The 24182-nt window shown below is 57.0% G+C and carries 24 protein-coding genes, 1 tRNA gene and 1 pseudogene; 14 read left to right on the top strand and 12 right to left on the bottom strand.

The window, feature by feature from the left end; genetic code table 11:
• Positions 1-5 precede the first annotated feature (5 nt).
• The 5 genes from I6J19_RS02870 to I6J19_RS02850 form a co-directional block, all read right to left on the bottom strand.
• Positions 6-1439, bottom strand: a complete 1434-nt coding sequence (locus tag I6J19_RS02870) for a penicillin-binding transpeptidase domain-containing protein (protein ID WP_038627126.1) — start codon at positions 1437-1439, stop codon at positions 6-8.
• Positions 1440-2801, bottom strand: coding sequence for an FtsW/RodA/SpoVE family cell cycle protein (locus tag I6J19_RS02865; RefSeq protein WP_065422994.1), 1362 nt, complete (start codon positions 2799-2801; stop codon positions 1440-1442).
• Positions 2798-4153, bottom strand: a complete 1356-nt coding sequence (locus I6J19_RS02860; protein ID WP_038627130.1) for a PP2C family protein-serine/threonine phosphatase — start codon at positions 4151-4153, stop codon at positions 2798-2800. Before I6J19_RS02860 ends, I6J19_RS02865 begins: the two co-directional genes overlap by 4 nt.
• On the bottom strand, positions 4150-4611 hold the full coding sequence (locus tag I6J19_RS02855; protein WP_038627132.1) for an FHA domain-containing protein FhaB/FipA: 462 nt from the start codon (positions 4609-4611) through the stop codon (positions 4150-4152). The genes I6J19_RS02860 and I6J19_RS02855 overlap by 4 nt, the downstream gene beginning before the upstream one ends.
• A gap of 148 nt (positions 4612-4759) precedes the next feature.
• Entirely contained in the window at positions 4760-5659 is a 900-nt protein-coding gene (locus tag I6J19_RS02850) for a DUF3662 and FHA domain-containing protein (protein WP_038627135.1), read from the bottom strand.
• Between the two features lie 285 nt (positions 5660-5944).
• Between I6J19_RS02850 and I6J19_RS02845 the strand changes: the two genes are divergently transcribed.
• Positions 5945-6028 (top strand) — tRNA-Leu (locus I6J19_RS02845).
• A 292-nt stretch (positions 6029-6320) separates the two neighbouring features.
• On the opposite strand, the gene I6J19_RS02840 is transcribed toward I6J19_RS02845, so the two are convergent.
• Positions 6321-6518, bottom strand: a complete 198-nt coding sequence (locus tag I6J19_RS02840) for a hypothetical protein (RefSeq protein ID WP_038627137.1) — start codon at positions 6516-6518, stop codon at positions 6321-6323.
• A 60-nt stretch (positions 6519-6578) separates the two neighbouring features.
• Entirely contained in the window at positions 6579-6995 is a 417-nt protein-coding gene (locus tag I6J19_RS02835; RefSeq protein WP_038627139.1) for an iron chaperone, read from the bottom strand.
• Between the two features lie 40 nt (positions 6996-7035).
• On the opposite strand from I6J19_RS02835, the gene I6J19_RS02830 reads away from it, so the two are divergent.
• The gene (locus I6J19_RS02830) at positions 7036-8418 is read left to right on the top strand and encodes a DHA2 family efflux MFS transporter permease subunit (protein WP_038627141.1); all 1383 of its coding nucleotides are present in this window, start codon (positions 7036-7038) and stop codon (positions 8416-8418) included.
• Here the strand turns inward: I6J19_RS02830 and I6J19_RS02825 are convergent.
• Positions 8402-9094, bottom strand: a complete 693-nt coding sequence (locus tag I6J19_RS02825; RefSeq protein WP_038627143.1) for an AAA family ATPase — start codon at positions 9092-9094, stop codon at positions 8402-8404. The two genes, I6J19_RS02830 and I6J19_RS02825, sit on opposite strands and share 17 nt — an antisense overlap.
• Positions 9091-10104, bottom strand: coding sequence for an App1 family protein (locus tag I6J19_RS02820; protein WP_038627146.1), 1014 nt, complete (start codon positions 10102-10104; stop codon positions 9091-9093). Before I6J19_RS02820 ends, I6J19_RS02825 begins: the two co-directional genes overlap by 4 nt.
• A 93-nt stretch (positions 10105-10197) precedes the next feature.
• Between I6J19_RS02820 and I6J19_RS02815 the strand changes: the two genes are divergently transcribed.
• A complete protein-coding gene (locus tag I6J19_RS02815) occupies positions 10198-10524 on the top strand; it encodes a transglycosylase family protein (protein WP_005511827.1) in 327 nt (108 codons plus the stop codon).
• On the opposite strand, the gene I6J19_RS02810 is transcribed toward I6J19_RS02815, so the two are convergent.
• Positions 10521-11750 carry an HNH endonuclease signature motif containing protein gene (locus I6J19_RS02810; protein ID WP_038627148.1) on the bottom strand — a complete coding sequence of 410 codons (1230 nt, stop codon included), beginning with the start codon at positions 11748-11750 and terminating at the stop codon, positions 10521-10523. The genes I6J19_RS02815 and I6J19_RS02810 overlap by 4 nt on opposite strands.
• Before the next feature lie 281 nt (positions 11751-12031).
• Here I6J19_RS02810 and I6J19_RS10980 point away from each other — a divergent pair, with 281 nt between their 5' ends.
• The gene (locus I6J19_RS10980) at positions 12032-12349 is read left to right on the top strand and encodes a GNAT family N-acetyltransferase (protein WP_316247732.1); all 318 of its coding nucleotides are present in this window, start codon (positions 12032-12034) and stop codon (positions 12347-12349) included.
• A complete protein-coding gene (locus tag I6J19_RS10975) occupies positions 12237-12554 on the top strand; it encodes a GNAT family N-acetyltransferase (protein WP_318155910.1) in 318 nt (105 codons plus the stop codon). The genes I6J19_RS10980 and I6J19_RS10975 overlap by 113 nt, the downstream gene beginning before the upstream one ends.
• Here I6J19_RS10975 and I6J19_RS02800 read toward each other — a convergent pair.
• On the bottom strand, positions 12511-13464 hold the full coding sequence (locus tag I6J19_RS02800) for an NAD(P)-binding domain-containing protein (protein WP_187402525.1): 954 nt from the start codon (positions 13462-13464) through the stop codon (positions 12511-12513). The two genes, I6J19_RS10975 and I6J19_RS02800, sit on opposite strands and share 44 nt — an antisense overlap.
• A gap of 54 nt (positions 13465-13518) precedes the next feature.
• Here I6J19_RS02800 and I6J19_RS02795 point away from each other — a divergent pair, with 54 nt between their 5' ends.
• Positions 13519-14502, top strand: a complete 984-nt coding sequence (locus I6J19_RS02795; RefSeq protein WP_038627152.1) for an LLM class oxidoreductase — start codon at positions 13519-13521, stop codon at positions 14500-14502.
• Here I6J19_RS02795 and I6J19_RS02790 read toward each other — a convergent pair.
• On the bottom strand, positions 14486-15523 hold the full coding sequence (locus I6J19_RS02790; RefSeq protein ID WP_038627154.1) for an aldo/keto reductase: 1038 nt from the start codon (positions 15521-15523) through the stop codon (positions 14486-14488). The two genes, I6J19_RS02795 and I6J19_RS02790, sit on opposite strands and share 17 nt — an antisense overlap.
• Before the next feature lie 146 nt (positions 15524-15669).
• On the opposite strand from I6J19_RS02790, the gene I6J19_RS02785 reads away from it, so the two are divergent.
• From I6J19_RS02785 to cas5e, 8 genes and pseudogenes are all read left to right on the top strand, one after another.
• Positions 15670-16998 (top strand): PepSY-associated TM helix domain-containing protein, encoded by a 1329-nt coding sequence (locus tag I6J19_RS02785; RefSeq protein ID WP_038627156.1) that lies wholly within the window; start codon positions 15670-15672, stop codon positions 16996-16998.
• Between the two features lie 257 nt (positions 16999-17255).
• Positions 17256-18491, top strand: coding sequence for a CRISPR-associated endonuclease Cas3'' (locus I6J19_RS02780; protein WP_081913976.1), 1236 nt, complete (start codon positions 17256-17258; stop codon positions 18489-18491).
• A 24-nt stretch (positions 18492-18515) separates the two neighbouring features.
• Positions 18516-19304, top strand: a pseudogene (cas3, locus tag I6J19_RS10945) (CRISPR-associated helicase Cas3'); the annotation flags it as partial.
• A 126-nt stretch (positions 19305-19430) separates the two neighbouring features.
• Positions 19431-20066 carry a hypothetical protein gene (locus tag I6J19_RS10940; protein ID WP_338078362.1) on the top strand — a complete coding sequence of 212 codons (636 nt, stop codon included), beginning with the start codon at positions 19431-19433 and terminating at the stop codon, positions 20064-20066.
• Positions 20063-21697 carry a type I-E CRISPR-associated protein Cse1/CasA gene (gene casA, locus I6J19_RS02770; protein ID WP_052155561.1) on the top strand — a complete coding sequence of 545 codons (1635 nt, stop codon included), beginning with the start codon at positions 20063-20065 and terminating at the stop codon, positions 21695-21697. The genes I6J19_RS10940 and casA overlap by 4 nt, the downstream gene beginning before the upstream one ends.
• Before the next feature lie 11 nt (positions 21698-21708).
• On the top strand, positions 21709-22323 hold the full coding sequence (gene casB / locus I6J19_RS02765) for a type I-E CRISPR-associated protein Cse2/CasB (protein WP_158407485.1): 615 nt from the start codon (positions 21709-21711) through the stop codon (positions 22321-22323).
• 20 nt (positions 22324-22343) lie between these two features.
• Positions 22344-23465 (top strand): type I-E CRISPR-associated protein Cas7/Cse4/CasC, encoded by a 1122-nt coding sequence (cas7e, locus tag I6J19_RS02760; RefSeq protein ID WP_052155563.1) that lies wholly within the window; start codon positions 22344-22346, stop codon positions 23463-23465.
• Entirely contained in the window at positions 23465-24166 is a 702-nt protein-coding gene (gene cas5e, locus I6J19_RS02755) for a type I-E CRISPR-associated protein Cas5/CasD (RefSeq protein ID WP_038627158.1), read from the top strand. Before cas7e ends, cas5e begins: the two co-directional genes overlap by 1 nt.
• Positions 24167-24182 lie beyond the last annotated feature (16 nt).

Raw genomic sequence — 24182 nt, 5'->3', positions numbered from 1 at the left:
GCTTATCAACCCGCCTGTTCGACCGCGTCAATGAGCGCACGGCCAATCGGGGCAGCAACGGAGGCGCCGGTAGCGCCCTGGCCTTGACCGCCACCGTTTTCCACGACGACGGCCACGGCGACATCGGAGTCCGGAGCGAAGGCGATGTACCAAACGTGCGGCGCGTACTCGCCGCGGACAGCACCGTGTTCCGCGGTACCGGTCTTGGAGGCGATACGCGAACCGTTACCGCCCGAATGTGACTCTGAACCGCGCATCAGCTCAGTTACGGTTTCTGCGATCTCCGGCGAAATCGCCTCGTCGGCTTCAATCGGCTTGAAGGACTTGATCTCGGAGAGGTCGGCACCGCGCACCGATTTGATGATCTGGGGTTCCATGCGCACGCCGCCGTTGGCAATCGTGGCGGCGATGATGGCGTTGTCCAGTGGTGTAAAGGACACGTCGCGCTGACCAATGGAGGTTTGCCCCAGCGAGGACTGATCCGGAATCTCACCGACGGTGGAGGGCTGAATCGGCAGGCCCGCGTCGTCGTGGGTCTCACCGATGCCGAATCGCTTGGCGACGTCCTTGAGCGCATCGGCCCCGTACTGCATACCGAGCTCCGCGAACGCCGTATTACAGGACTGTGCGAAAGCCTGGCGGAGAGTCGTAGTAGCCCCGCCACAGGTCGAGCCACCGTAGTTTTCCAACGTGGTGGTGGTATCCGGCAGCGTAATCTGCGGTGCGCCAGTGACCGAGGTGTCCGGGGAGGCGCCTTGCTCCAGTGCCGTGACCGTGGTCAACACCTTGAAAGTGGAACCCGGCGGCAGCGGACGCTGAGTGGCGTGGTTGAGCAGCGGTGCGCCCTCATTGTTATTGAGGGACTGCCAGGTACTCTCGTCGCCGGCCGCGATGTCATTCGGGTTGAACGACGGTGTGGAGGCCATCGCGAGAATTTCACCCGTCGATGGGCGAATGGCGACGGCGGAGCCGACGTAGCCGCGTTCAGCGAGTTGTTGGTACGCAGTCCGCTGAGCGTTCGGCAACAGCGTCAGCTCTGCGGAAGCCCCAGAAGGTTCCTTGCCCGTGACCATGTCGAGGGCGCGGGAAGTAAACAGCGAAGGGTCGCTGCCGTTCAAGATTCCGTTTTGAGAGCGTTCGATACCGGCGGAGCCGTAGATGTCCGACAGGTATCCGACCACCGCGGCATATGCCTCCGGGTCGGTGTCGTAGCTGCGGTCATAGAAGCCGTTCTCGCCCTTGACCGAGTGGGCCAGAATGTCGCCGTCAGTGGTGATCTGGCCGCGAGGTTTGGACTTTTCCTCCAGGAACTGGCGGCTATTCAGCGGATTGTGGGCGTACTTATCCTGCTGGAAGCCCTGGATGTAGGTCAGGTTCGCCAGTAGAAGAACGAAGAGCCCGAGTACGACAACAAAGATTTGGCGAATGGTCTTATTCATCTACTGGTTCACCCCCTGAGCTGCGTTGGCATTGTCGTTGAGGCCAGAAGGGGTGCTTGGAATGCCCCAGGGGCGGTTGGCCTCGTCAGAGACGCGCAGCACGATGGCCAACATGATGTAGCTGGCCAGCAGTGAGGAACCACCGGCTGACATGAACGGTGTAGTCAGACCGGTTAGTGGCATCAGCTTGGAAACACCGGCTGCAACCACGAACAGCTGAATGGCCATCGAGAATGCGATGCCGGCCGCCAGCAGCTTGCCGAAGGAATCACGTACCGCCAAGCTCGCCGAAATACCGCGCGAAATCAGAATCGCGAACAGCAGGATGATGGCACTCAGACCGGTAAAACCGAGCTCCTCGCCAAAGGCGGAGAGGATGAAGTCAGAGTGTGCCACCGGAATGTTCTGTGGGTAGCCCTGACCCAGACCGGTGCCACCGATGCCACCCCAGCTCATGCCGAACAGCCCCTGGGAGAGCTGGTAGCCACCCTCGTCGTAGGAACCCAACGGATCCAGGAAATGCGTGACTCGCGCCTGAATCTTGTCCGAAACCATGTAGACACCGACAACACCGATGGTCACCAGCCCCATGCCGATGATGAGCCAGGAACCACGACCGGTGGCAGCGTAGAGCATTGCCAGCACAGTGCCGAAGAGCACCAGCGCCGGACCAAAGTCATTCTGCAGAGCCATGATGACAGTAGCGATGCCCCAGATCAGCAGAATCGGGCCCAGATCGCGAACACGCGGGAAATCAATGCCCAGGAAACGCTTACCCGCCACATTGAACAGCGAGCGCTTATTCACCAGCAGCTGTGCGAAGAAGATCAGCAACATGACCTTGGCAAACTCACCAGGCTGCATGGAAAACGGGCCGATGGAAATCCAGATGCGGGCATCAGCATTAATCGACGACGGCCACACCAGCGGCAGCGCCAACAGAATCAAGCCGCCGAGACCCAGCAGATACGAGTACTGCGACAGTGAGTGATGGTTGCGCAGCAGGACGATCACGCCGATAAACAGTGCGACACTGAGCACGGTCCACATGATCTGGTTGCGCACTAACGAGGTGTCATTGGCCAGGTCGAGGCGGTGAATCATCACCAACCCCAAGGCATTGAGAGTGGCTGCAACCGGCAGCATCACCTGATCGGCGTTGGGCGCCACAAAGGTCAGTGCGATATGCGCCACTGCAAAGATTACAAAGAATCCGCCAATGATGTAAAAGACATCGGCGGTCAGAGAGTTGCCCTGAGCCAGTTCCAGCGAAATAAGTGCCAAAAGCAACAATCCTGCCGACAGCAGCAGCAGGAGCATTTCCTTCATCCGAAGCTGTCGCTTCGCGGTAGTTTCACTCATTTTCGCACCTGCCTACAGTTGACTCCTGGCTTCGAACCCAGCTTTTCATCCTTCTTGTCGGCGGAAGTTGCGTCCTTGTCGTCGTCGGACACGGACAGACATACCGGCAGTGCCGACTCCGCCAAACGGCCAATCTGGTCGCTGACACCGTCGTAGGAATCAGCCGGCAGACCTTCCAGCGAATTGCGTGCCGCCGGCGAGAGATCTTCCGGCGTCATGATGTGGCAGTCGACCTTCTCCTTCGGCGTCCCAGCCGGAGGCAGCTGAACTTTGTTGTCATCGGTCAAACAGATGAACTGATGCGGCTCTTGCAGATCGAAGCCCAGCAAACTACCGGGCACGCCATGCATCAACTGCACCTGCCCGTCAACCACCGCGAGATGGTACATCGACTCCTTCTTCTGCCAGCCCCAAATACCAAGGCCGACCAAACCGGCCACCAGCACCAGCACCACAGAAACAACTAGCCACTTGCCCTTGGAAGCCTTCTTCTCCGGCGCCGAAGTCACTGCAATTTCCTGCGACTTCCGCGGGCGGAGTGCCGCCGCGCGACCCGCTGCAGTATTGGGGCGGGGGAGTTCCTCCTCCGCACTCTGCAGGGCACCGGCCAGGGCGGGCTCGTAAGGCGTGCGTGCCGACGAATCGACAACATCGGCAACCACCACGGTGATGTTGTCCGGACCACCGGACTTCAACGCGTAGTCAATGAGCTTGGTAGCGGCCTCGTCCGGAGTCCCCTCCGAGAGCACATCCTTGATGGTGTCCGCGGACACCGGATCGGACAGGCCATCCGAGCACAGCAGGTAGCGATCGCCCTCGTGGACATCGCGATAAGACAAAGTAGGCTCCACCGGGCGACCGGTGAGAGCCTTCAAAATCAGTGAGCGCTGAGGGTGAATTGCCGCCTCTTCTTCGGTGAGATTGCCCTCGTCCACCAGCGACTGCACATAAGTGTCATCCCGGGTAATGCGGATGAGCTCCCCGTCGCGCAGCAGATAGCCACGCGAGTCACCGACATGGCACATGCCCAGGCGGGTGCCGTCGAAAAGCAGAGCAGTCAGCGTAGTGCCCATGCCTTGCGTAGAGGGGTTCTGCTCAATTTCATCCGCAATGGAATTATTGCCCTCTATGCAGGCGCTGCGCAGGGACTCGAGCAAATCGGGGCCGGGCTGATCATTGTCCAGCCGAGAGACAGCCGCAATCATCAGCTGGGATGCGATTTCCCCGGCGGCGTGGCCACCCATGCCGTCGGCAAGCGCGAGCAGACGCGAACCCGCATAGGCGGAGTCCTCGTTGTTCTGTCGGATGAGGCCGCGGTCAGAGCGGGCCGTGTAATTCAGAGCAAGACTCATGGTTGCAACCTCAAAGTTGTACGGCCAATACGAAATTCCATACCCGAAGCCAGTCGTTCCGGCTGTTCCACGCGCTGACCATTGAGGAATGTGCCATTGCGGGAGTCCAGATCCTCCAGGTACCAGATGCCGTCGCGGTTGATGACGCGAGCGTGCTGGCCCGAGGCGAAATCATCGTTGAGGACGAAGGCATTCGACTCTGAACGGCCGATAGTGATGTCGCGTTGGTTGTTTAGGTTCATGCGCGAACCCGCCAGCGGCCCGGAGGTGACAAGGAGCTGATGTGGAGTCTGCGAGCGCTGGAAACGCTTGGCCGGAGCGCTGCTGGTTTGCCGAAGCGGGCGCAGCGGAGCCGAACCTATTGTTTCTGTACGCAGGGTGCGAAGCGTCATCCAAATGAAAAACCACAGGACGACCAGCACGCCGATGCGCGAAAGCAGAAAAACGATAGCTTCCACGTCCGAGGAACCTCCTTATATAGAGCTGGTGGGTCCGCAACCGAACACACGGACGTAATTATTCCAGGAATGTGTCGGCAAACCTAGGGTAGTGGCATTTGAATCTAGTGAACCTCACTACTTAGCGGATCTAAATCAGCGGATTTAACTAGCGGATCTGAACTTCGAGAACAGAATGTCCAAGCGAGATCTCGTCGCCGTCGGCCAGCAGCCAGTTATCAATGGGTTCGCCATTGACAATGGTTCCGTTGGTCGAATGCAAATCGACGAGCACCGCATCCTGGCCATCCCACGTGATTTCGGCATGCTGGCGGGAAACACCAGTGTCCGGAAGGCGGAAGTCGGAAGCGGTGCCGCGGCCGATGATGTTCGAACCATGGCGCACCTCGAATACGCGCGAGGAGCCGTCCTGCAACAGCAGGGTGATGGTCTTTTCCTGGGACTGGTCTTCGTCCACGGCCGAGTTGCTCAGCTCAGTTGCCGCTTCCGGGTCGGCGGTAGGCGCGGGACGGGAAGCGGTGGGGAACTGCTCAGCTTCCGGCTGTGGGTGGTAGGCGGCAGAGGTCTCGGCGGCTTGAGGTTCATCATCGCTTTGCGACGGGGCTGCGTCAGTGTTGGCATCATCAGCGCTGTCGTCGAATGGAACGAACTCCGAAGTGCTTACAGTGTCCTCGGTGAAAGTGCTGGCCGTCTTCAGCTGACCGGTGTGGAGCGACTCCACTGCCTGCAGGTGGACGCTGATGGTACCGGTGAAACCCCAGCCGTTGTTACGGCAGTAGCGCGTCATGCGGTCAGCCAATTGATTCGGCAGGTTGGGCTCTGATGCGGAGAGGTTTTTGTAATCGGCGGCGCTGATGCCAATGCGGAAATCATTGGGTGCCAAGTACTGACCGTTGGCGTCCTGCATCAGGAAATCTTCAATTTCCTGCTTCAGGCATTCTTCTAACTCATTCGGGACAACCTTGCCGCCGAACACGCGCGCAAAGCTGTTGTCGAGCCCGCGCTGAAGCGAGCTATCGAGCTTGCGGATGCGTCCTAGGAAATCCATCTGACTAAAGAAATTCGCCTTCTCCCGCCAAACCGCGGCGGGTTACGTGAAAAATGTGCATAAAAATTATCGATACTTTAGCAACAGTATAGAGCCCTACACCTTCAGTTAAGGGCTAGGAACTGCTGAGGTTTATCAAATAGTGACGACGCTTGTGAAATAAGTGGCTGTTGCTAAGTGCGAAAAAGACGTTTTAAAAGTGGTGAAAAGTGGTGAAAAACGCGCGCTGGCCTGGGGATTTGGTGGTGTATTAGCGCGGGGTGTTATAGTTCTATTCGTTCCCACGGGCGAGTGGCGGAATGGCAGACGCGCTGGCTTCAGGTGCCAGTGTCCTTTACGGACGTGGGGGTTCAAGTCCCCCTTCGCCCACAGCGAAGATCCTCGGAAGTGTAAAAGCTTCCGAGGATTTTTTGTTTGCGGTGGCGGTTGGAGTGGGGCTTGGGTTGAAGCAGAGGCGGATGCTGAGCTGAGGTTGTTGGCTTGTCCTTTAACCCTCCCTTAACCCTGTCCGGCACTTATGGCCAGGTTTCGGGGACTTGTCGATGTATTTCTCTCACTTATCGATGGATTCTCCTGACTTATCGATGGTTTTTCGGCACTTATGCGCACGCTGTGGGCCCGGCTCTCTCACTTGTCGATGCGCTATTCACTTGTGGACACGCTACAGCGCATCGATAGGTGAATAGCGTGGCCACAAGTCGTCGGATGCGTCGGCCGTTTCAATTGCCACGCTCGTACCGGCCGCACCCATTGCAATACCGGTATTGGCAGTCGCAAGTGCTGGGACGTTGGTCTCGCGAGTGATGAGTAAGCGGAAGTGCGAGGGCATCATCGAATCGGGCCGACGGTGGACGGCCATTGTTGATGAGGATGCCCTGGCGGATTTAGCGATGTAGGTGGGTTTGGTTTGGAGTCTGGCCTACCGCCAAAACGTGGTCATGCCACGCTTGTCCTCCATGTTGAACTCGATCATCTTGGCAAGCAGGTCCAGCGGCATGGACTCGGCCTTGCCGTCCTTTGGCCAGGGGAAGCGGACCATCATTTTGCCGTAGGAGAGGCCGCGGGCATCGAACTCGTCGGCGAACTTTTCAATACCTGCGCGCTCCGGGGCAATCGCCATGTGCTTCTTGGCGTAGGAGAAGCCGATAATGAACGTGCCATCAAGGGTGAACATCGGCTGGCTCCAGGCGATTCGAACGCCCAGTTCAGGATACTTTTCGTGGACCCACTCGAGCACCTCGAGAGCCACCGCGCGCTGCATGTCATCATCTACGCGCGAGAGGTGGTCGGCGAAGAACTCGGCGATGGTTTCGTCGGTCATATGCTGAACAGCCATGGTCTGGATTTTACTGTGCCATCAACTAACATGACTTCGAGTGGCTACAGATTTGAATACTCAGTTTGATCCCAAAAAGGCGTGGCCAGCGCTGTGGACCGTATTGCTCGGCTTCTTCATGATTCTGGTCGACGCCACCATTGTCACCGTTGGTATTAACACCATCCAGCATGAACTGGGCGGTGAGCTCAACCAGGTCATGTGGGTGACCAGCGGTTATTTGCTGGCCTATGCGGTGCCGTTGCTTATTACCGGCAGGCTCGGTGACCTCTGGGGAGTCAAGCACACCTATGTAGCGGGCTTGGTTATCTTCGTGTTGGCGTCGCTGGCGTGTGGGTTGGCGCCGTCGTTAAGCATGCTGATCATTGCCCGCGTGGTGCAGGGACTGGGGGCCGCGCTGCTGACACCGCAGACGATGGCGCTGATTACGCAGATGTTTCCACCGGTGCATCGCGGTGCGGCGATGGGGCTGTGGGGCGCGGCGGCCGGAATTGCCTCGCTGACGGGGCCGCTGGCTGGTGGCGTGTTGATTCAGCTGCTGAGTTGGCGCTGGATTTTCCTCATTAATGTGCCGATTGGCGTGGTCGGGCTCGTTTTTGCGTTCCGCTATCTGCCGACCTTCGAGACGCACCGCAACAAGATTGACTATCTGGGCGTTGTGCTCAGCGCGATTGGTATGTTCCTGCTGGTCTTCGGCATTCAGGAGGGGGAGAGTGCCGGCTGGTCCGGTTGGATCTGGGCACTGATTGCCGCCGGTGTGGTGATTCTTGGCCTGTTTACGGTCTGGGAGGCCAAGACCACGGCCGAACCGCTGATGCCGCTGTCCCTTTTTAAGGATCGTAACTTCACCGTCTCCTCGTTGGCCATTGCCGTGATGGGAGCGCTGGTGGTCGCGGTTGGTTTCCCAATCATCCTCTTCGCCCAGAATGCTCGCGACCTATCGACCATCCAAGCCTCACTACTGCTCGTGCCGCAGGCGCTGATTTCCGGTGTCATGGCACCGTGGACTGGGCGAATGCTGGATCGGCTGAAGTTCCGCGAGTTCGCGCTGATCGGTTTTGGGTCCTCGCTGGTGGGCATGCTCGGGTTTCACTACCTCATCCACGAGGACCTCTCCGTGCTGTGGCTGCTACTGCCGGGCGCCGCATTCGGTGTGGCCAACGCATTTATTTGGGGCACGCTGTCGACGGCCGCGACCCGCAACATTGACCCGATCCTCGCCGGTGCTGCCTCCGGTGTGTACAACACCATCCGCCAGATCGGCAGTGTGCTGGGTAGTGCGCTGATTGCCACCGTCATGGCGGCGGCGCTCAGCAGCAACCGTGGCGACTTCACCACCGCCATGAGTGATGCCATGTGGCTGCCGGTGGCGCTGTCGGCCGTGGGCGTCGTGGCATCGCTGGGGCTTAAGAATCCGAAGTAAAACGCTCCACCATGTAGTCCGCGATGCCGACGGGATCGGCTAGGAAATCCCTGGTCGCCCGTACCGCGAGGGTGTCTTCGAAGTGGGTGGTGTCGGCGTCGTCAAGCGAAATGATCGTTGCTTCCGGTGCGGCGAGCAGGATGGGGGAATGCGTCGCCATGATAATCTGTGCGCCGGCTTCTGCGAGCGCGCCGAGACGGCCGAGGAGTTCCAGCTGGCGCAGTACCGACAGTCCGGCCTCGGGTTCGTCGAGGAAGATTAGCGATTCGGCACCGAAGCGGCGTTTGGCCAGCGCCATGATGGATTGGCCGTGACTCATTTTCGTCAGATCCGCCATGCCGTCACCGCCGGGGAGGCTGCCGATCGATGCGTAGAAACGCGCGAGGTTTAAGTGCGCGTCGCCGCGAAAGAAGAACGTATCCGGGGGATTGCGCTTGGTCAGCGCGAGCGGAATCGGAGAGGTGCGCTCCTGCGTTTTAAACCGCGAGCCGCCGTCCGTGTCGACCCCCATCGCCGACGCCAACGCCTCCAGCACCGTCGACTTTCCCTTGCCGTTTTCGCCGGTCAAGATGGTAATCGGCGTGGTGAAGGCCATGGGGAAGGGCAACGCGAGCTTTACGACGTAAGCCGGGAGCTCGGCATCATCGTGAATACGGGCCTGGCGGAGGTAGATCATGGTTGCGGCAGTTGGTCGATCTGTTTGAGCAGCTTAAAGCCGTCGGCACCCTCGATGAATGGAACCTCCTTGTTCTCCAGTTTTTCAATTGGCACTGCGGTGCCGTGGGAGAGCACGTGCTCGCTGGGAGTGAGGTTGCGGATTGCGATTGCCGCGACCTTATCCGGATGCTCCGCCGCGGCTGTGCCGTAGATGAGCGGGTCGTATTGGCCGTCATCACCGACGAGAATCCAGTTGATTTCGGGGAAGTCAATAAACAGGTCCCGCAGTCGCACCTTCTTATGTTCCTTGCCCGAGCGGAACAGGCCAGTGGGCGTTGGCCCCCAATCGGTGAGCAGTAGCGGGCCCTTCGGCAGGTTGTTGCGGTGCAGGAACTTTTTTAGTGTGCCGAAGGTGTTCCATGCGCCGGTGGAAAGGTAGATGACGGGAACGTCCGTGTCCTCATCGGTTTTGCTCGCGTAACGACGGCGAAGTTGCGCATAGAACTCGCTGAAGCCAGCGACGGCTTTGCGCTCGTCTGTCTCTTTGACCCAGGAGTTGTAGGCGGCGATGAGGGTGCGCGGCAGCATGGTGACCAAAACAGTGTCATCAATATCGGAGACGATGCCGTATTTGGTTTCCGGGGAGAGGATGAGGGCCTCTGCGGGAGTGTCGTTGATGGTGATCTCGTGCCAGCCGGGTTCGAGGCCGTGATTCCGAATCAGCACCTCGATGTAGCCGTTGCTATCCGTGGTGGTTTCCACCGTGCGATTGCCGGCAGTGATGGTGACGGGAAAGTCCGCGAGTTCGACGGTAAAGAACTGCCAAAACCCGCGTTTTTTGTTTCGTTCTTCGTCTCGTTTTTTGGCCGGATCCTTCATAAGGACACGGCCGAGTACGCGAACGCGCTCTGCATTTCCGTACCCGGTGAATCCGATGATTTCCGGTTCCCAACCAGCGTTTTTGGAACGCTTGGCGGCCAGCGCGTTGATTCTTCTCTCGGTTTTGCGGACGACATCTGCCACGGACATGCTTTCCAGGATACGGGTTGACAGGGTGGGGGAGGGTGCGCGTAGGTTGGTCGGCCAAGAGAAAAGTCAACCCTTTAGGAGTGTTCTCTGTTTATGCGTTTTTCCGGTAAGTTCATCGCATCCGCCGCCGTGGCAGCAGGCATGATTGCTGCCCCGACCGCCGCCGCTAACGCTGCATCAGTCAGCGCCTGGGATCAGGTTGCGGCATGTGAGTCCGGCGGAAACTGGCAGACCAATACCGGTAACGGCTACTACGGCGGACTGCAGTTCTCGCAGCAGACCTGGAGCGGCCACGGCGGTGACCAGTACGCACCAACGGCTGACCAGGCCACCAAGGAGCAGCAGATTGAGATTGGCGAGCGCGTGCTTGCCTCCCAGGGTGCTGGCGCATGGCCGAACTGCGGTGGCCCGCTGGGTTAATCCTCCCCATCATCAAAGACTAGATCTGGCACCGCCGCGAATGACAGCCACCACTTCATGTAGTGGTCATGGCGTGCTTTCGTCTTCTGAGTAGCGCGCTTGTCAAAAGTCTGTCGCCCGAACCCGGCTAACGGTCCGGCCGGGACGGTCGCCGCGGTAACGCCGTCGGCAGAGGACCACACCTCTGAGCCGTCCTCATAAGCCGTGATATCCCAGAGCTTGTGGGTTTTCAGGTTGTGGTGCTTCCGGCATAGGCAGTGCAGATTCTGTGTGTCGGTGGGGCCACCGGCTTCGGAGTCTTCCTGGTTGTACGGTGCGATATGGTCAATATCGCACTTGTACGCTGGGACTTCGCAGCCGGGGAAGCGGCACGTGCCGTCACGACCGTGGACGCGGGCAACCTGCGCTGGGGTTGGGCGGTAACCATTGGTGGCGCTGTCTGCTGAGAGGCGGACATGCGTCACCTTTTGCATCCACTCTTCCGTGACCAGCGCGCCGAGCCAGCCGGCGCCGTCCAGCCAGGCGTCATCACTGTGGGGCTCGCGGAAAACATTGAGCACAACTTCTGCATTGGTGCGCTGGTGAATCAGTTCCACAAATGCATCCGCCTGCGTCATTTCTTCATTCGCGCGGAAGACCGTTTCAATTGCGCACATGGCGAAGTAGGCGCGGTCCGGGCGCAGCGTGAGAATGATTTGGGAGTAGCTGTCGGGGCGTTCCACCAGAGTCACCGATTCCGTATCGGTGATGGTGGGAATTGTGCCGTCAGTGCGAGCACGGTCATCCAAGTCCGCAGCAATATCACCAATTTTGGTGGTGAGCGTACGAGGGCCAATCATCGCTTGACGACGCTTCCGTGGCGTAACCAATGCCAGAATTTTCTTCTCCGCATCGGGTATTTGATCCGGCTCGATGCCGACCACGCCATGTGCAATGATGCCGAGTTGCCGCATGGACAATGCACAGCTTTCCCGGGCGTAGGCCGCTAGCTGAGGCATTTTCTCCAGCAATAGGCCAATGTCACAGATACGCAGTGCTTCACTGCGGGTGATTCCCAGGCGAACGCTGATGCGAGCGGCATGGTTTTCAACGTCATCATCGCCTGCAGGGCAGCAGGCTTCAATCAATTCAAGGTGGGTGCGGTTGGTAGCCCGCGCGAGTGCTGAGAGCTCATCTTCGGGATTTTCATGAGCCCAATATGGTTCGGGTACTTGTTCGGACTTCATTGGATCCCCCTGGTGTTCCAATGGTTGTCGGCCTTCTTTCGAACTTACTTGCTATCGTACAGGTGTCATTCTGGCTTGTAAAGAGAAATGATGAGAGATCTTGAATGGTTTTTGTAGATGTCGGCTGACCATAAAAGCGTTTGCTACCAGGTTGTTTGCGGGTGACGCATGGAGGGTTGCGGAAAAATATAAATAAAACACCCGTTCGAAACCGGAAGCTTGATAATCTCGCATCTATAAAGGCGGAGTGCAGAAACCAGCGCAGAAAACGGGGCAAAACCATGATTATTCGGCAAGCAACGCGGGAGGACGCCGAGGCAATCGCGGAGATTTACAACGAGGCCGTGATCAACACCGTCGCCATCTGGAACGATGGCACGGTCAGTGCGGAGAATCGCATTGCATGGATGGAGGTGCACTGGGAGAAGGGTTACCCGGTTTTCGTCGCCACGCTTGACGACGAAGTCGCTGGATATGCCACCTTTAGTGACTTTCGCGACTTCGACGGGTTTTCGGTACACAGTGGAAAACTCCATCTACGTACATCCGAGCTTTCAGGGCCGGGGCATTGGCGGGACGCTTCTACAGGTGACCATTGATGCTGCTCGTGAGGCGGGAAAGCACGTTTTGGTGGCAGCGATTGACGGCAGCAACGAGGGGTCGATTGCGCTGCACGAAAAGTATGGTTTCCAGCGTGTTGGGCTATTGCCTCAGGTAGGGACAAAGAACGGGCGTTGGTTGGACATGATGTTGATGCAGATCATGCTGACAGTCGAGCAGCCACCCGCTCAGCCGCGCGCTTAGCGAAGGGGCCAACACCCATAATCGTGGCTGCACCGGGGCCAACCCAGTCGCCGTAGCCGACGAACTCGATGAGGTCGGAGTCGACGCTGCGGAAGGGGCTGAGCGCGGGGCGGAAACCGGTGCACCAAATGAGGTGGTCCGCGTGGACGTCGTCAAGCGAAGAGAACATGGGTGTCCAGGTGAGGGCACCGGAGTCGCGGGCTTTGCGGACGGACGGCAGGACAACGATGTCGCCGATACTGTCGGAGGGGCCGGGGTCGGGTTCGCCACGTGCGATGGCGAGTGCTCGCTGACGGTTGCGTTCGAACAGGACGCGACCGTCGACGTCGTCGGGCATCCAGCGCGGTTCGTGGCGGGTGAACCAGGTGGTGTCGATACCGGAAAGTATCAGTTCAGCGGCGATTTGGGCGCCGGAGTTCGCCGCGCCGACAACGGCAACGCGGGAGCCTTCGAATGGCTCGGGGCCTGGGTAATTGGCCGAATGCCACTGTTTTGCGGAGGTCGTGCCGGGGTAGTGGGGGACGAAGGGGCGGTTGCCGGTGGCGGCGATGAGTTGGTGGGACTCGAAGTCTCCGGCATCGCTGGTGAGGTGGAAGGTGCCGTCGTGGGTGACGTGGGTAACGTTAACCGGGCGCTGAACGCGCAGTTCGTAGCGCTTTTCGTAGGAGCTGAGGTAATCAATCACATGGGAAGTGGGCGGGAAGCCGTCATAATCGGGCATCTGGATGCCCGGAAGGTTGGAGAAACCCGGGGTGGAAAAGAGCGTCATTGAGGGCCAGACATTGCGCCAGGAGCCGCCGGGAGCCGGCTGATTGTCCAGAACGAGCGGATCAATGTCGTGTTTGTGCAGGTAGTAGGCGGTAGCGAGGGCAGCTTGGCCGCCTCCGACGATGATGGCATCCTCAAGCATGGTTCCAGCTTAACTGCGGGTGCCGTGGCTCAAGCTGTACTACCGTTAAACACCATGAGCTCGCTGTTTGATCTTTCGGACAAGCCCATCGACGAACTACCCGGTTACCAGCGCACATTCGCGCCGGGCAGGCTAACTGTGGGGCTCAGTCTGCCCATCGAGCAGGACGCCGAAGCCGAACCCAAGGACGCGCTGAGCAATCAGATTCGGCTGATTCGGAAAGCCGAACGCGCAGGCATCGCGGCAGTGTGGGCGCGCGACATCCCGCTGCGTGTGGAAACATTCGGCGACGTCGGCCAGGTCTACGACCCCTGGATGTACCTCAGCTACATCGCCGCACACACCAGCGACATCGCACTCGGCACGGGTGCAATCGTCGTGCCTTTTCAGCATCCGCTGGTGATGGCTAAGCGCGCGGCCACGCTGGACAGGCTTTCCGACGGCCGTTTCCTCTTCGGCGTTGCCACCGGCGATCGACCCGAGGAGTTCCCCGCCTTTAACCAGGACAAAGGCAAGCGCGGTGAGCGTTTCCGCGAGCATATCGAGGTCTATGAAAAGGCCCTCAGCACCAGTGACCGGCCTATCCGGTGGTCCGAGGGGAAGATGGGCGGATCCGATGTGGTGCCCAAGCCGCTGGCACGCCGAGTTCCGCTGTTGGCCACCGGCTCATGCCAGCAGAGCCTGGAGTGGAAAGCCGCTCATACCGACGGGTGGTTCATGTATCACAAAGGCCTGGAGATGCAGAAGAAAAACATCGCCAACTGGCAGGAGGCGGTAGCCCAGGAGTGCGGTGAGGGTGTCTTCAAACCCTTCCTGGAATCATTGTGGATTGACCTGCATGAAGACCCCGACGCACCCGCGCAGGGCGGCCACTTCGGGTACCGCCTTGGCCGCAACAAGCTCATCGAACTGCTGCACTCCCAGCGACAGCTCGGCATCAATCACGTCAGCATCAACTTCCGCACCTCTAAACGCGATGCGGAAGAGCAGATTGACGAGCTGATTGAGTATGTGCTGCCGGCTATACAGACTCCGTAGCGCCCTGCCACTGGTTAATCCCGCGGTCGACGGCCCACTTGTCGATCTCCGCGAGTTCTTCATCGCTAAACGGCGCAGCGTCCAGGGCTCCGAGGCTGTTTTTCAGCTGCTCCACCGACGATGCCCCAATTAGGGCGGAGGTCACTTCGTCACGGCGAAGAACCCACGAGATGGCCATCTGTGCCAGGGACTGGCCTCGTCGTAAAGCAATGGCGTTGAGCTCACGGATGGCGGTGAGCGTGTCGTCGTTGAGGAACCCCGAGTTCATCTTGTGCGCGCCGAGACGCGAGGCCTCCGGCACGCCATCTAGATAGCGGTCGGTGAGAAGCCCCTGCGCAAGCGCGGAAAAGGCGATGACGCCCATGCCTTCGTCGGCGCAGGTTGCCAGCAGTTCGTCCTCGATCCAGCGGTTGAACATGGAGTAGCTCGGCTGGTGAATAGTCAGCGGAGTGCCCAGCTCACGGGCGATTTTCTGTGCGCGGCGAGTGAGCTCGGGGGAGTAGGAGCTCACGCCGACGTAGAGCGCGCGTCCCGAGCGGACGAGGAAGTCGAGGGCGGCGACGGTTTCCTCGATAGGCGTATCCGGGTCGGGCCGGTGGTGGTAGAAAATGTCCACATAATCCAGGCCCATGCGCTTCAGCGAGGCATCGCAGCTGGCCACGAGGTATTTCCGCGAGCCGCCGAAGCCGTAGGGGCCATCCTGCATGTACCAACCGGCCTTGGAGGAAATGATCATTTCATCGCGGTAGGGAGCGAAATCCTTGGCCATGATGCGACCGAAATTCGCCTCCGCAGAGCCCTGTGGTGGGCCGTAATTGTTGGCGAGATCGAAGTGCGTGACGCCGTGGTCGAACGCGGTGCGCAGGATTTCACGCTGCGTCTCGAGCGGCCGGTCATCACCAAAGTTATGCCAAAGTCCCAGCGTAATGGCTGGAAGCTTTAGCCCCGTGTCGCCGGAGCGGTTGTACGGCATCGTTTCATAGCGGTTGTCATTGGCGTGGTACACGTCTGGATAAGCCATGTGTTCGAGGGTACGCGGGCTTTACGACGAATAGTTGCGCACGAGGTGGCCTTCAACGGGGCGCGTGGCCAAATGGTTACCCCTGGAAGTTAATAAAAATGAGCTTGCTGGGGAACAAGTGAGGCGGTTCGTCCGACTAATAGAGCATGACTTCAATAGCCACAGGCGATGCCGCTGGAACGCCAGCCGCAAACCCCGTCGCACAGACTCAGAAAAATGGTGGGCCACGAGCATTACTGCACCGAATCCATGTCGTTGCAGGCATCCTCGTTGCGCCGCTACTCGTTATTGCAGCTGTCACAGGCGTGGCGTATGCCCTCGCGCCGAGCATAGAAAAGGTGGTTTACCACGAAGAACTAACTGCAACATCAGGCCTTCCCGCACAGCCTCTGGAAAAGCAGGTTGAGGTCGCGCAGCGCGTGCATCCTAAGCTGCCGGTGACCGCAGTGCAGGTCCCGGAAAAGCCGGGACAGACAACGCGAGTCATGTTCAACGATGAGCAGTTGAAGTCGGAGTCCTACCGGCATGCGGTGTTCGTCGACCCAGGCGACCTGAGCATCAAGGGCGACCTGGTGCAATACGGTTCCTCGGCGGCGCTGCCACTGCGGGCCTGGATCTCGGAAGGGCACCGCAGGCTCTGGATTGATAGCAACTTTGGTCGCCTCTACTCTGAGACAGCAGCATCCTGGATGGGCGCACTGGCTATTGGTGGCCTCTGGCTCTGGTGGGACCGTTCGCGCCGCAAGCGGACACGGGGAACAAGTAAGAGGGCGCATCATATGCGTCGTCACGCGAATGTTGGTGTGGCGGTCAGCGTTGGACTTTTGTTCCTGACCGTCACCGGCCTGACGTGGTCGTGGGTGGCTGGAACGGGCATCGCGAAGCTGCGCGAGACGATGGACTGGTACGCGCCGAAACCAGCTGTGACTGCGACTGCGCCTGCGAATTATGACTGGTCAGAGGCGGATAGTGTTATGAACCTCGCACGTGCCGAGGGGCTGTCCGGGAAAGTCGAACTGACACCACCGGAAGCTGGCACGGTGTGGATGGCCAAGGAAGCCCGCGAGGAATGGCGGATGGGCATTGAGACCGTCACCGTAGACGGGTCGACCGGAGCGATGGTTGACCGGATTCACTTTGCGGACTGGCCGCTGCCGGCAAAGCTGACCGAATGGCTGATTAACGCGCACATGGGCATCCTGTTTGGGTGGGTGAATCAGCTGGTCCTGGCGCTTATCGGTGTTGCTCTGCTGGCAATGATTGTGCGCGGGTACGCCATGTGGTTTGGGCGCGGTCGCGGTGGTCGTCCTGGTAGGCTCCCGTCGCCAACGCGCTGGCGAGATATTCGCCCGGGTGTCGCAGCGGCTGTTGTGGCGCTGTTGATTGCCTACTCGGTAGTTGCACCACTGTTCGGTGTGACGCTCGTTGGCTTCGTGATTATTGATTGGGCCTGGCGGAAGCTCCGGAGAGGTTAGTGTAGGTTCTGTCGCCCCTCGGGTTCCCTGCGTGAGCGGGGATGTTCCGGTTTTATTGTGAGGGGCGATGTTATCCCCGCGAAAGCGGGGATTTTTCGTGTTAGCGGCACTTGCAGACGAGTCTATTGATTAAACAGCAATGTTTTATTATGTGGGGTAAAAAAAGGGGTAGTTTCCATATTGAATGAAACTAAGGCCTGAGCTATCTTCGAGATTAGAACAGAGGCCGGATAAAGGTTCGGCCGGACGGAGTCGTTATGTCGAACATGGACTCGAACTTGGCGGATGCATTGTCTGAAGTAGCCCGCTTGCAGTGGGCTAAATGGGATCGGCAACGCGAAGAAGCGTTGAGTCTCGCGCAACATTTAAATGATTCCCAGGATGTGGCTTTTTATCTCTGGGATGAGTGGTTGCCGGAATCACTAAGGCAAGTACTTACCGATGAATTCGGCTCGAAGGGGCAGGCGCGTGCATGGTTGGCTTTTTACGCTGGGTGTCACGATATTGGGAAAGCATCGTATGCTTTCTCCGTCAAAGTTCCCGAACTGTATGACCGAGTATGCTCGTATGGGCTAGGTGCTGCGACAACACTTTCCCCCAAAGAATTACGTGGAGCACCCCACGGCGCTGTCGGCGCATATACATTGTGGGTTTGGTTGGTGGAAAACCATGGATTCGATGAAGATGCTGCCGACACATATGTTGCACCAATTGGTGGCCATCACGGCAAGTTTCCCGATGAGAATCTGCTGCATTCTGCCGAAGATTTCGTTGAGGAGCTCGAAGATGAAAAGTGGCAACAGATTCGTTTTGAATTCTTCGACGTCATGGCCACAAGGGCAGGTTTAACGGCGACTTATTTTGAACAACGCCGAGAACAAGGACTGTCAGCGTCAACGCAAATGTTGCTGACGGGCATTGTGGTCATGGCTGACTGGCTTGCTTCGAATACTGATTTATTCCCCCTGTCGATGTCTGATGCACCGTCGACAAACAGAAGCGATGATGCAATCAACAAGTTAAATCTTCCTGATCCGTGGGATCCTCGCCCGGAAAGTAGTGCGGATGACCTATTTCGCGCTCGGTTTGACCTGCCCGCTGGTGCCACCCCATACCCAGTTCAGCTTGACGCAGTAAAGCTTGTCGAAGAAGTAGATAAACCAGGCCTGTTGCTATTGGAAGCACCGACAGGCGAAGGCAAGACGGAGGCTGCGCTTGCGGTCGCGGAAGTTTTTGCAGCCAAGTTCGGCTGTGGTGGTGTGCAAGTCGCGTTGCCTACATGCGCCACATCAGATGCCATGTTTTCTCGTGTTTTGAAGTGGCTCGATCGTGCGATTGCGGAAGACCAGTTGGCCTCTGCGATGCTCACACATAGTCGCGCGCAGTTTAATGATGAATTCCAAGGTCTTAAGTTTCCGTCACAGAGTTTTTCGGCTATTTATGACGAAGAATATGGTGCCAATTCTAAAGAGCCTGCAGTTGAGGCTCATTGATGGCTACGATCTCGAAAAACTGCAGCGCTGGCAGACTTTACTGTTGGCACAATCGATCAGTTCCTTTTCTCGGCGCTGCAGTCGAAGCACATCATGTTGCGGCATCTGGGGCTTGCCGGAAAGGTATTGATTCTCGATGAGGTGCATGCTGCAGACATTTACATGCAGCAGTATTTGTACCGCGCATTGGAATGGTGTGGTGCATATGGAGTTCCAGTCATTGCGTTGTCGGCAACGCTTCCACCGGATACTCGTTTTCATTTGATGGAGGCCTATGCCTCGGGAATTGCACAGTTAGAAAATGCGCAAATTTCCAACAAGATTCTTGGCGAGATGGAAGTTGCCAAAGACGAACGGGCTTATCCGCTTCTGACCTTTGTCAATGCTGATGGCGTATCTATCCGTAAGCCAGAAGCTTCTTCTCGCAGACAGGTTGTGTCACTCGAATACTGTGACGACTCATCTGTAGTTTCCATGTTGACGGAAGAGCTTCGTGATGGCGGTTGCGCTGTAGTCGTGTGTAATACAGTTCAGCGTGCCCAAACGCTTTACGACGAAATTTTTGCTGACGGCAGCTTCACTGATGAGGAAGTATTTTTGCTTCATTCACGCTTCGCTGCGGCAGATCGACGGGCTAAAGAAGAAGAACTTGTTGCCAAATATGGCAAGTCTGGTGTGCGTCCACGACGGGGAGTAGTGGTGTCAACACAAATTGTCGAGCAGTCCCTTGACTTGGATTTTGACATTATGTTCAGTGATTTTGCGCCTTCGGACTTGCTAATTCAGCGGGCGGGTCGCCTCCACCGTCATGGCCGTAAAAACCGTCCGGAGCGACTTCAAGCGCCACGACTGGTGCTCTTCGGGGTCACTGAGATTAGGGATAGCGATGCTCCAGAGTTTGTGAGCGGTAGTAAACGGATTTATGGCACTGCGTTGTTGATGCGGACGGCTTCAGCTTTGATGGGGCGGAAGCAGTTTATATCGCCAGATCATGTCGCAGGGATAGTTCGTGAAACGTATGACATAGACGCACAGTGTCCAGTCAGTTGGCGAGAAGACTGGGATGCGGCGGTGCAGGAGCAGCGAGAAAGTGGAGAGAAGCTTGCTGAAAAAGCGCAACGGTCGCTCGGTCCATCGCCAAACGAAAAAGAGATGAGCCTGTGGTTCCGGCATGGGTCGGAAGAAGAGTTTCGTGGACAGTCGCAGGTCAGAGACATCGAAGAGTCAATCGAAGTAGTTCTTGTGGAACAGCGAGGCAGCGAACTCTATTCATTGCCGTGGCTGGAAAATCGCGGTGGTGAGTCACTGAGTGATGCCAATGGAGTTGACGACGAATTAGCACGTGAAGTTGCCAAATGCACTATTTCGCTTCCTTTTTGGCAAGTCGGGGGAGTGGACGAGTTCATCGCTGAATTGGAGCGGTTTGGTAGCCCCTCTTGGCAACTCAGCTCTTGGCTAAAGGGACTTCTTCCATTCCCTTTGGATGAAAGTGGGGAATGCCATGTGAACGGAGTTAGTTTTTCATACGATATGAACTATGGTTTGCGGTCCATTCGAGAAAAGGAGTCGCAGTGAGCGGAGCTGAGCCGAGTTTTAATCTGCTCGATGAGCCCTGGATTAAAGTCACGGGACACGATGGCAGTGGTCGGGAATTAGGCCTTCGAGATATCTTTGCGCAGGCTGGTGAGTTAAAACGGATCTCTGGTGAGTCGCCAGCGCAGGATTTTGCGGTTTTGCGGGTGGCTCTTGCGGTTCTTTATCGCGCATTCAACTTTGGAGAAGATGTCAAGGAAAACCGTAAACAATGGGCGGCAGCATGGGAGGACAAAAAGCTGCCGTTAGAGCAGATTAACAACTATTTGGATGAATATTCGCACCGATTCGATTTGCTCGATCGGGAAGCCCCTTTCATGCAAACTCCTTCGTTGGCTACAAAAAGTGGGGAATGGAAGAGCCTTGAGGCAATTATTCCGGACTCACCAGAGCTAGGTGACCTCTTTTACCGGCGCTCAGCAATTGAGCCACTTCCATTGGCGGAAGCAGGTCGTTGGCTGGTTCATTGCCTAGCCTTTGATTTCTCAGGAATTAAATCAGGTGCAGTCGGTGACCCTCGCGTCAAAGGCGGGAAAGGTTATCCCATTGGCATTGGTTGGGCAGGCTGGTTAGGCGGGACCGTACTCGAAGGACATAGTCTCCTTGAAACGCTGCTGCTAAATATCGTTGATCACAATCCCGCTGCCTGGGCCGGTGCTCCTATATGGGAATTGCCGGTTCCGACAGCGGCAGTCTCGGCCGAACCGCTTCCAAAAGGCCAACTCACTCTTATGACGTGGCCACAGCGACGTATCCGTCTTCATGTGGAAAATGGCATGGTTACCGGAGCACTTGTTTGCAATGGCGATCCGGTGGACTATCTGTATCAAGATGCACTCGAAATGATGTCTCCATGGCGTTATAGCGAGCCGCAATCGAAGAAGGCCAAAGAAGATATCTACATGCCAAAGGCCATCAATCCTGATCGCGCGCTTTGGAGAGGACTCTCGGCTGTGCTACCTGAAGCGGACGTTGATACGACCAAGGGGCGCACTGGTAGCGAAGTAAAAGTTTCAAAGCCCGCCGGTGTCATGGAAGCGTTGAAGACTCGTACAGGTCGCCGCAGTGGCGTTGTGCCGCAGAATTACCGGTTGAGTCTTCGGATGGTTGGTTACGAATATGGTCCTCAAATGGCTTCGTACAACCGCCTATTAACAGACAACCTGGCGTTCCCTGCCCTTTTGGCTGCCGATAAACAAACCGTCCAATTCGTGTTGTTGGCCGCAAACCGAACACAAGATACAGCAGCCGAATTGCGAAAATTTGCCAATAATTTGGCCATTGCATCTGGTGGCGAACGCGGGGCTGCAGGCTTTAGTGCAGAGGGGTCCTTCTACTCGGATGTAGACCCAGTATTCCGCCAGTGGATTAATGGACTCACACCAGAAACAGACCTAAATAGTCATCTTGCGCTGTGGAGCGATCAATTGCGGAACTTAGCACTCACGAAGGCTGCAGAGTTGATAGCGGGTGTGCCCGACAGCGCATGGTCAGGTCGTGAGGTTGATGAGCGTCAGTACAACGTGGGGCACGCTGAGCTGTGGTTCCGACGAGGTCTCGGAAAAGTTCTGCCACGGCCGGAAGAACAAAATTCTGGAGAGAGAGTTAAGTAACAATGGCAGATATGAATAAGTCGCAGCCGCGCAGCTCCCTGCTGTACAGGTTCGTTGCCAGCAAAGCACAAAGCTTAGCAGGCGGTCTGGCCAACGAAACCTCGGAAGCTCGTGCCTCGCTTGCAGTGCTCCGCCGCTCACTGAGCGCGCCGCTGGCAGAGCAGCCCCAGGTGTGGTCAGAGGTATTCAATTCTTTCCCGGCGGAGCTTGAAGGCCCTCGAGATGAACCCGGCGTCTATGAAACTGCAGCGCACCTTGCATTGGCATTTTTTGCACTTCATCAGCAATCGAGAAGTGAATCCATGCATAAGGCCAACGAAGGATTCGGAACGGCCATTTGTCGTCTTCATCAAGTAGCAGGTGAAAACCAGAAAAAGGGTATTGAGCGACGCTTTAACGCGGTGCTTACTGCACAGACAACCGATGAGTTGGTTCACCATTTACGCGGACTAATTCAGATGCTGAGGAGTTACAGCATTCCGATGGATTACGGCCAGTTGGCTAATGATTTGGTGGCGTTGACCTATTCAGATTCAGCTCGCCGTGTGCGACTTCGTTGGGCCCGGGATATGAACAGAGTTCCGCAATCCGAAATCGATGACCATGACCGCGCAGTAGAAAACTAGTAACAACAGAAAGGCACATCATGACCATCTACATTGATATTCACGCGCTCCAAACTGTCCCGCCATCAAACCTCAACCGAGACGACACCGGCAGTCCAAAGACTGCCAACTACGGCGGTGTACGACGGGCCCGAGTTTCCAGCCAAGCTTGGAAGCGCGCAGCGCGTAAGGAATTCGAGAACTTACTTGACCTAGATAAGTTGGGACAGCGTACTCGCTTCAGTCCGTCATTGATTGCCGCGGAAATCATTTCGCAGGCTCCGGAGCTGGAAGAAAGTGCTGAGCATTTAGCGCTCAGTGTTCTGCAGAAGACAAAGCTGAAGCAGGCAAAGCCCAAGAAGGGCGAGGAAGATACGCGTATCCGTACTGAGTACCTGCTTTTTGTGTCCCGCGCGCAAATCAAAGCGCTAGCTGATCTGGCAATTCGGTACCAGGATGATTCCGCAAAAATTCCTGCGAAGGAAGCGAAGGAAGCATTAAATAACGAGCATTCAGTCGACATTGCACTCTTCGGTCGCATGCTGGCTGATGCTCCAGACCTCAATGTTGATGCAACGTGCCAGTTCAATCATGCTATTTCTGTTCATCCGACAGTTACAGAGTTTGACTACTTCACTGCGGTTGATGACAACGCAGCAGAGGACAACGCTGGTGCTGGCATGATCGGCACGGTGGAGTTCACCTCGTCTACGCTGTACCGTTACGCAACGGTCAACGCTAGTGAACTGGCTCAGTCTTTGGGGTCAAAGGAGGCGGCATCGGAAGCTGCTGGTGCGCTACTCAAGGCATTTGCGCTTTCGATGCCAACTGGTAAGCAGAACACGTTTGCTAACCGAACGCGACCAGATTTGATCGTGGTTCAAGTTCGTGATGATCAGCCTGTCAATCTGTCAGAAGCTTTTGAAGACCCAGTGGAAGCCACTCGTGGCCGCACAGAAAACGCATCCATCAAGCTGGCAGAGTATGCCGCCGAGCAGGACGGTGCATACGATTCTCATCCACTCGGAGGTGCATACCTTGCCACTGGTGGCGCAGCTACTGAAGCCGCAATGGAAAAGTTGAATGTCTTTGGCGATCGCACTGACATGGCTGGTTTGGTCAATTTAGTTGAGCAGGCCGTCATGGAGAAGGCCGAGTTCTAATGTCGGTTCTCCTCTTGAGGCTCGCTGGACCTATGCAAGCATGGGGAGATTCGAGTCGATTCAATCACCGTGGTACTCGGAGAGAGCCGACGAAAAGCGGGGTAGTGGGTTTGCTTGCAGCTGCAAGCGGACGTCGCCGTACTGATGCGATTGAAGATTTGGCGTCACTCGGCTTTGGTGTTCGCACTGATCAGATTGGAAAGGTCGAGCGAGATTTCCAGACTGAAATTGATTGGCGCAACAACAAATCCAAGCCCCTGACGTATCGTGATTATCTCACTGATGCCATCTTCATTGTTGCAATTGAAGGTCCACGCAGCGTCCTTGAAGGGCTTGCCGACGCGGTACAGCGTCCAGCTTTCCCTCTCTACTTAGGCCGCCGTGCATTCCAACCGACAGGAAGAATGGTTCTAGGAATTGAGGAAAAGACACTGGAAGACGCTCTGCGTAAGGCTCCTTGGCAAGCATCGACTTGGTATCGGAAACGTCAGCCAGAAGTAGTTTCGCTGCCAATTGTTCGAGATATGCGTGATGGTGAGACCTACGATGAGCTAATTCCGGATACTCCAGTCAGCTTTGATCCACGAGAACGAAAACACGAGATGCGACCAGTGGTTCATGGATGGCTAGAGATTGAAAATAAAGAAGGAAAGCGTCCTGTGTTTTCTCACGATCCGATGTCGTTGCTGGGAGGTGACTAGTCGATGTACCTTTCAC

The organism is Corynebacterium amycolatum, assembly GCF_016889425.1.
Lineage (GTDB): Bacteria > Actinomycetota > Actinomycetes > Mycobacteriales > Mycobacteriaceae > Corynebacterium > Corynebacterium amycolatum.
Note: the sequence above shows the minus strand (reverse complement) of the source record. Positions and strands in the feature narration are given on the sequence as shown.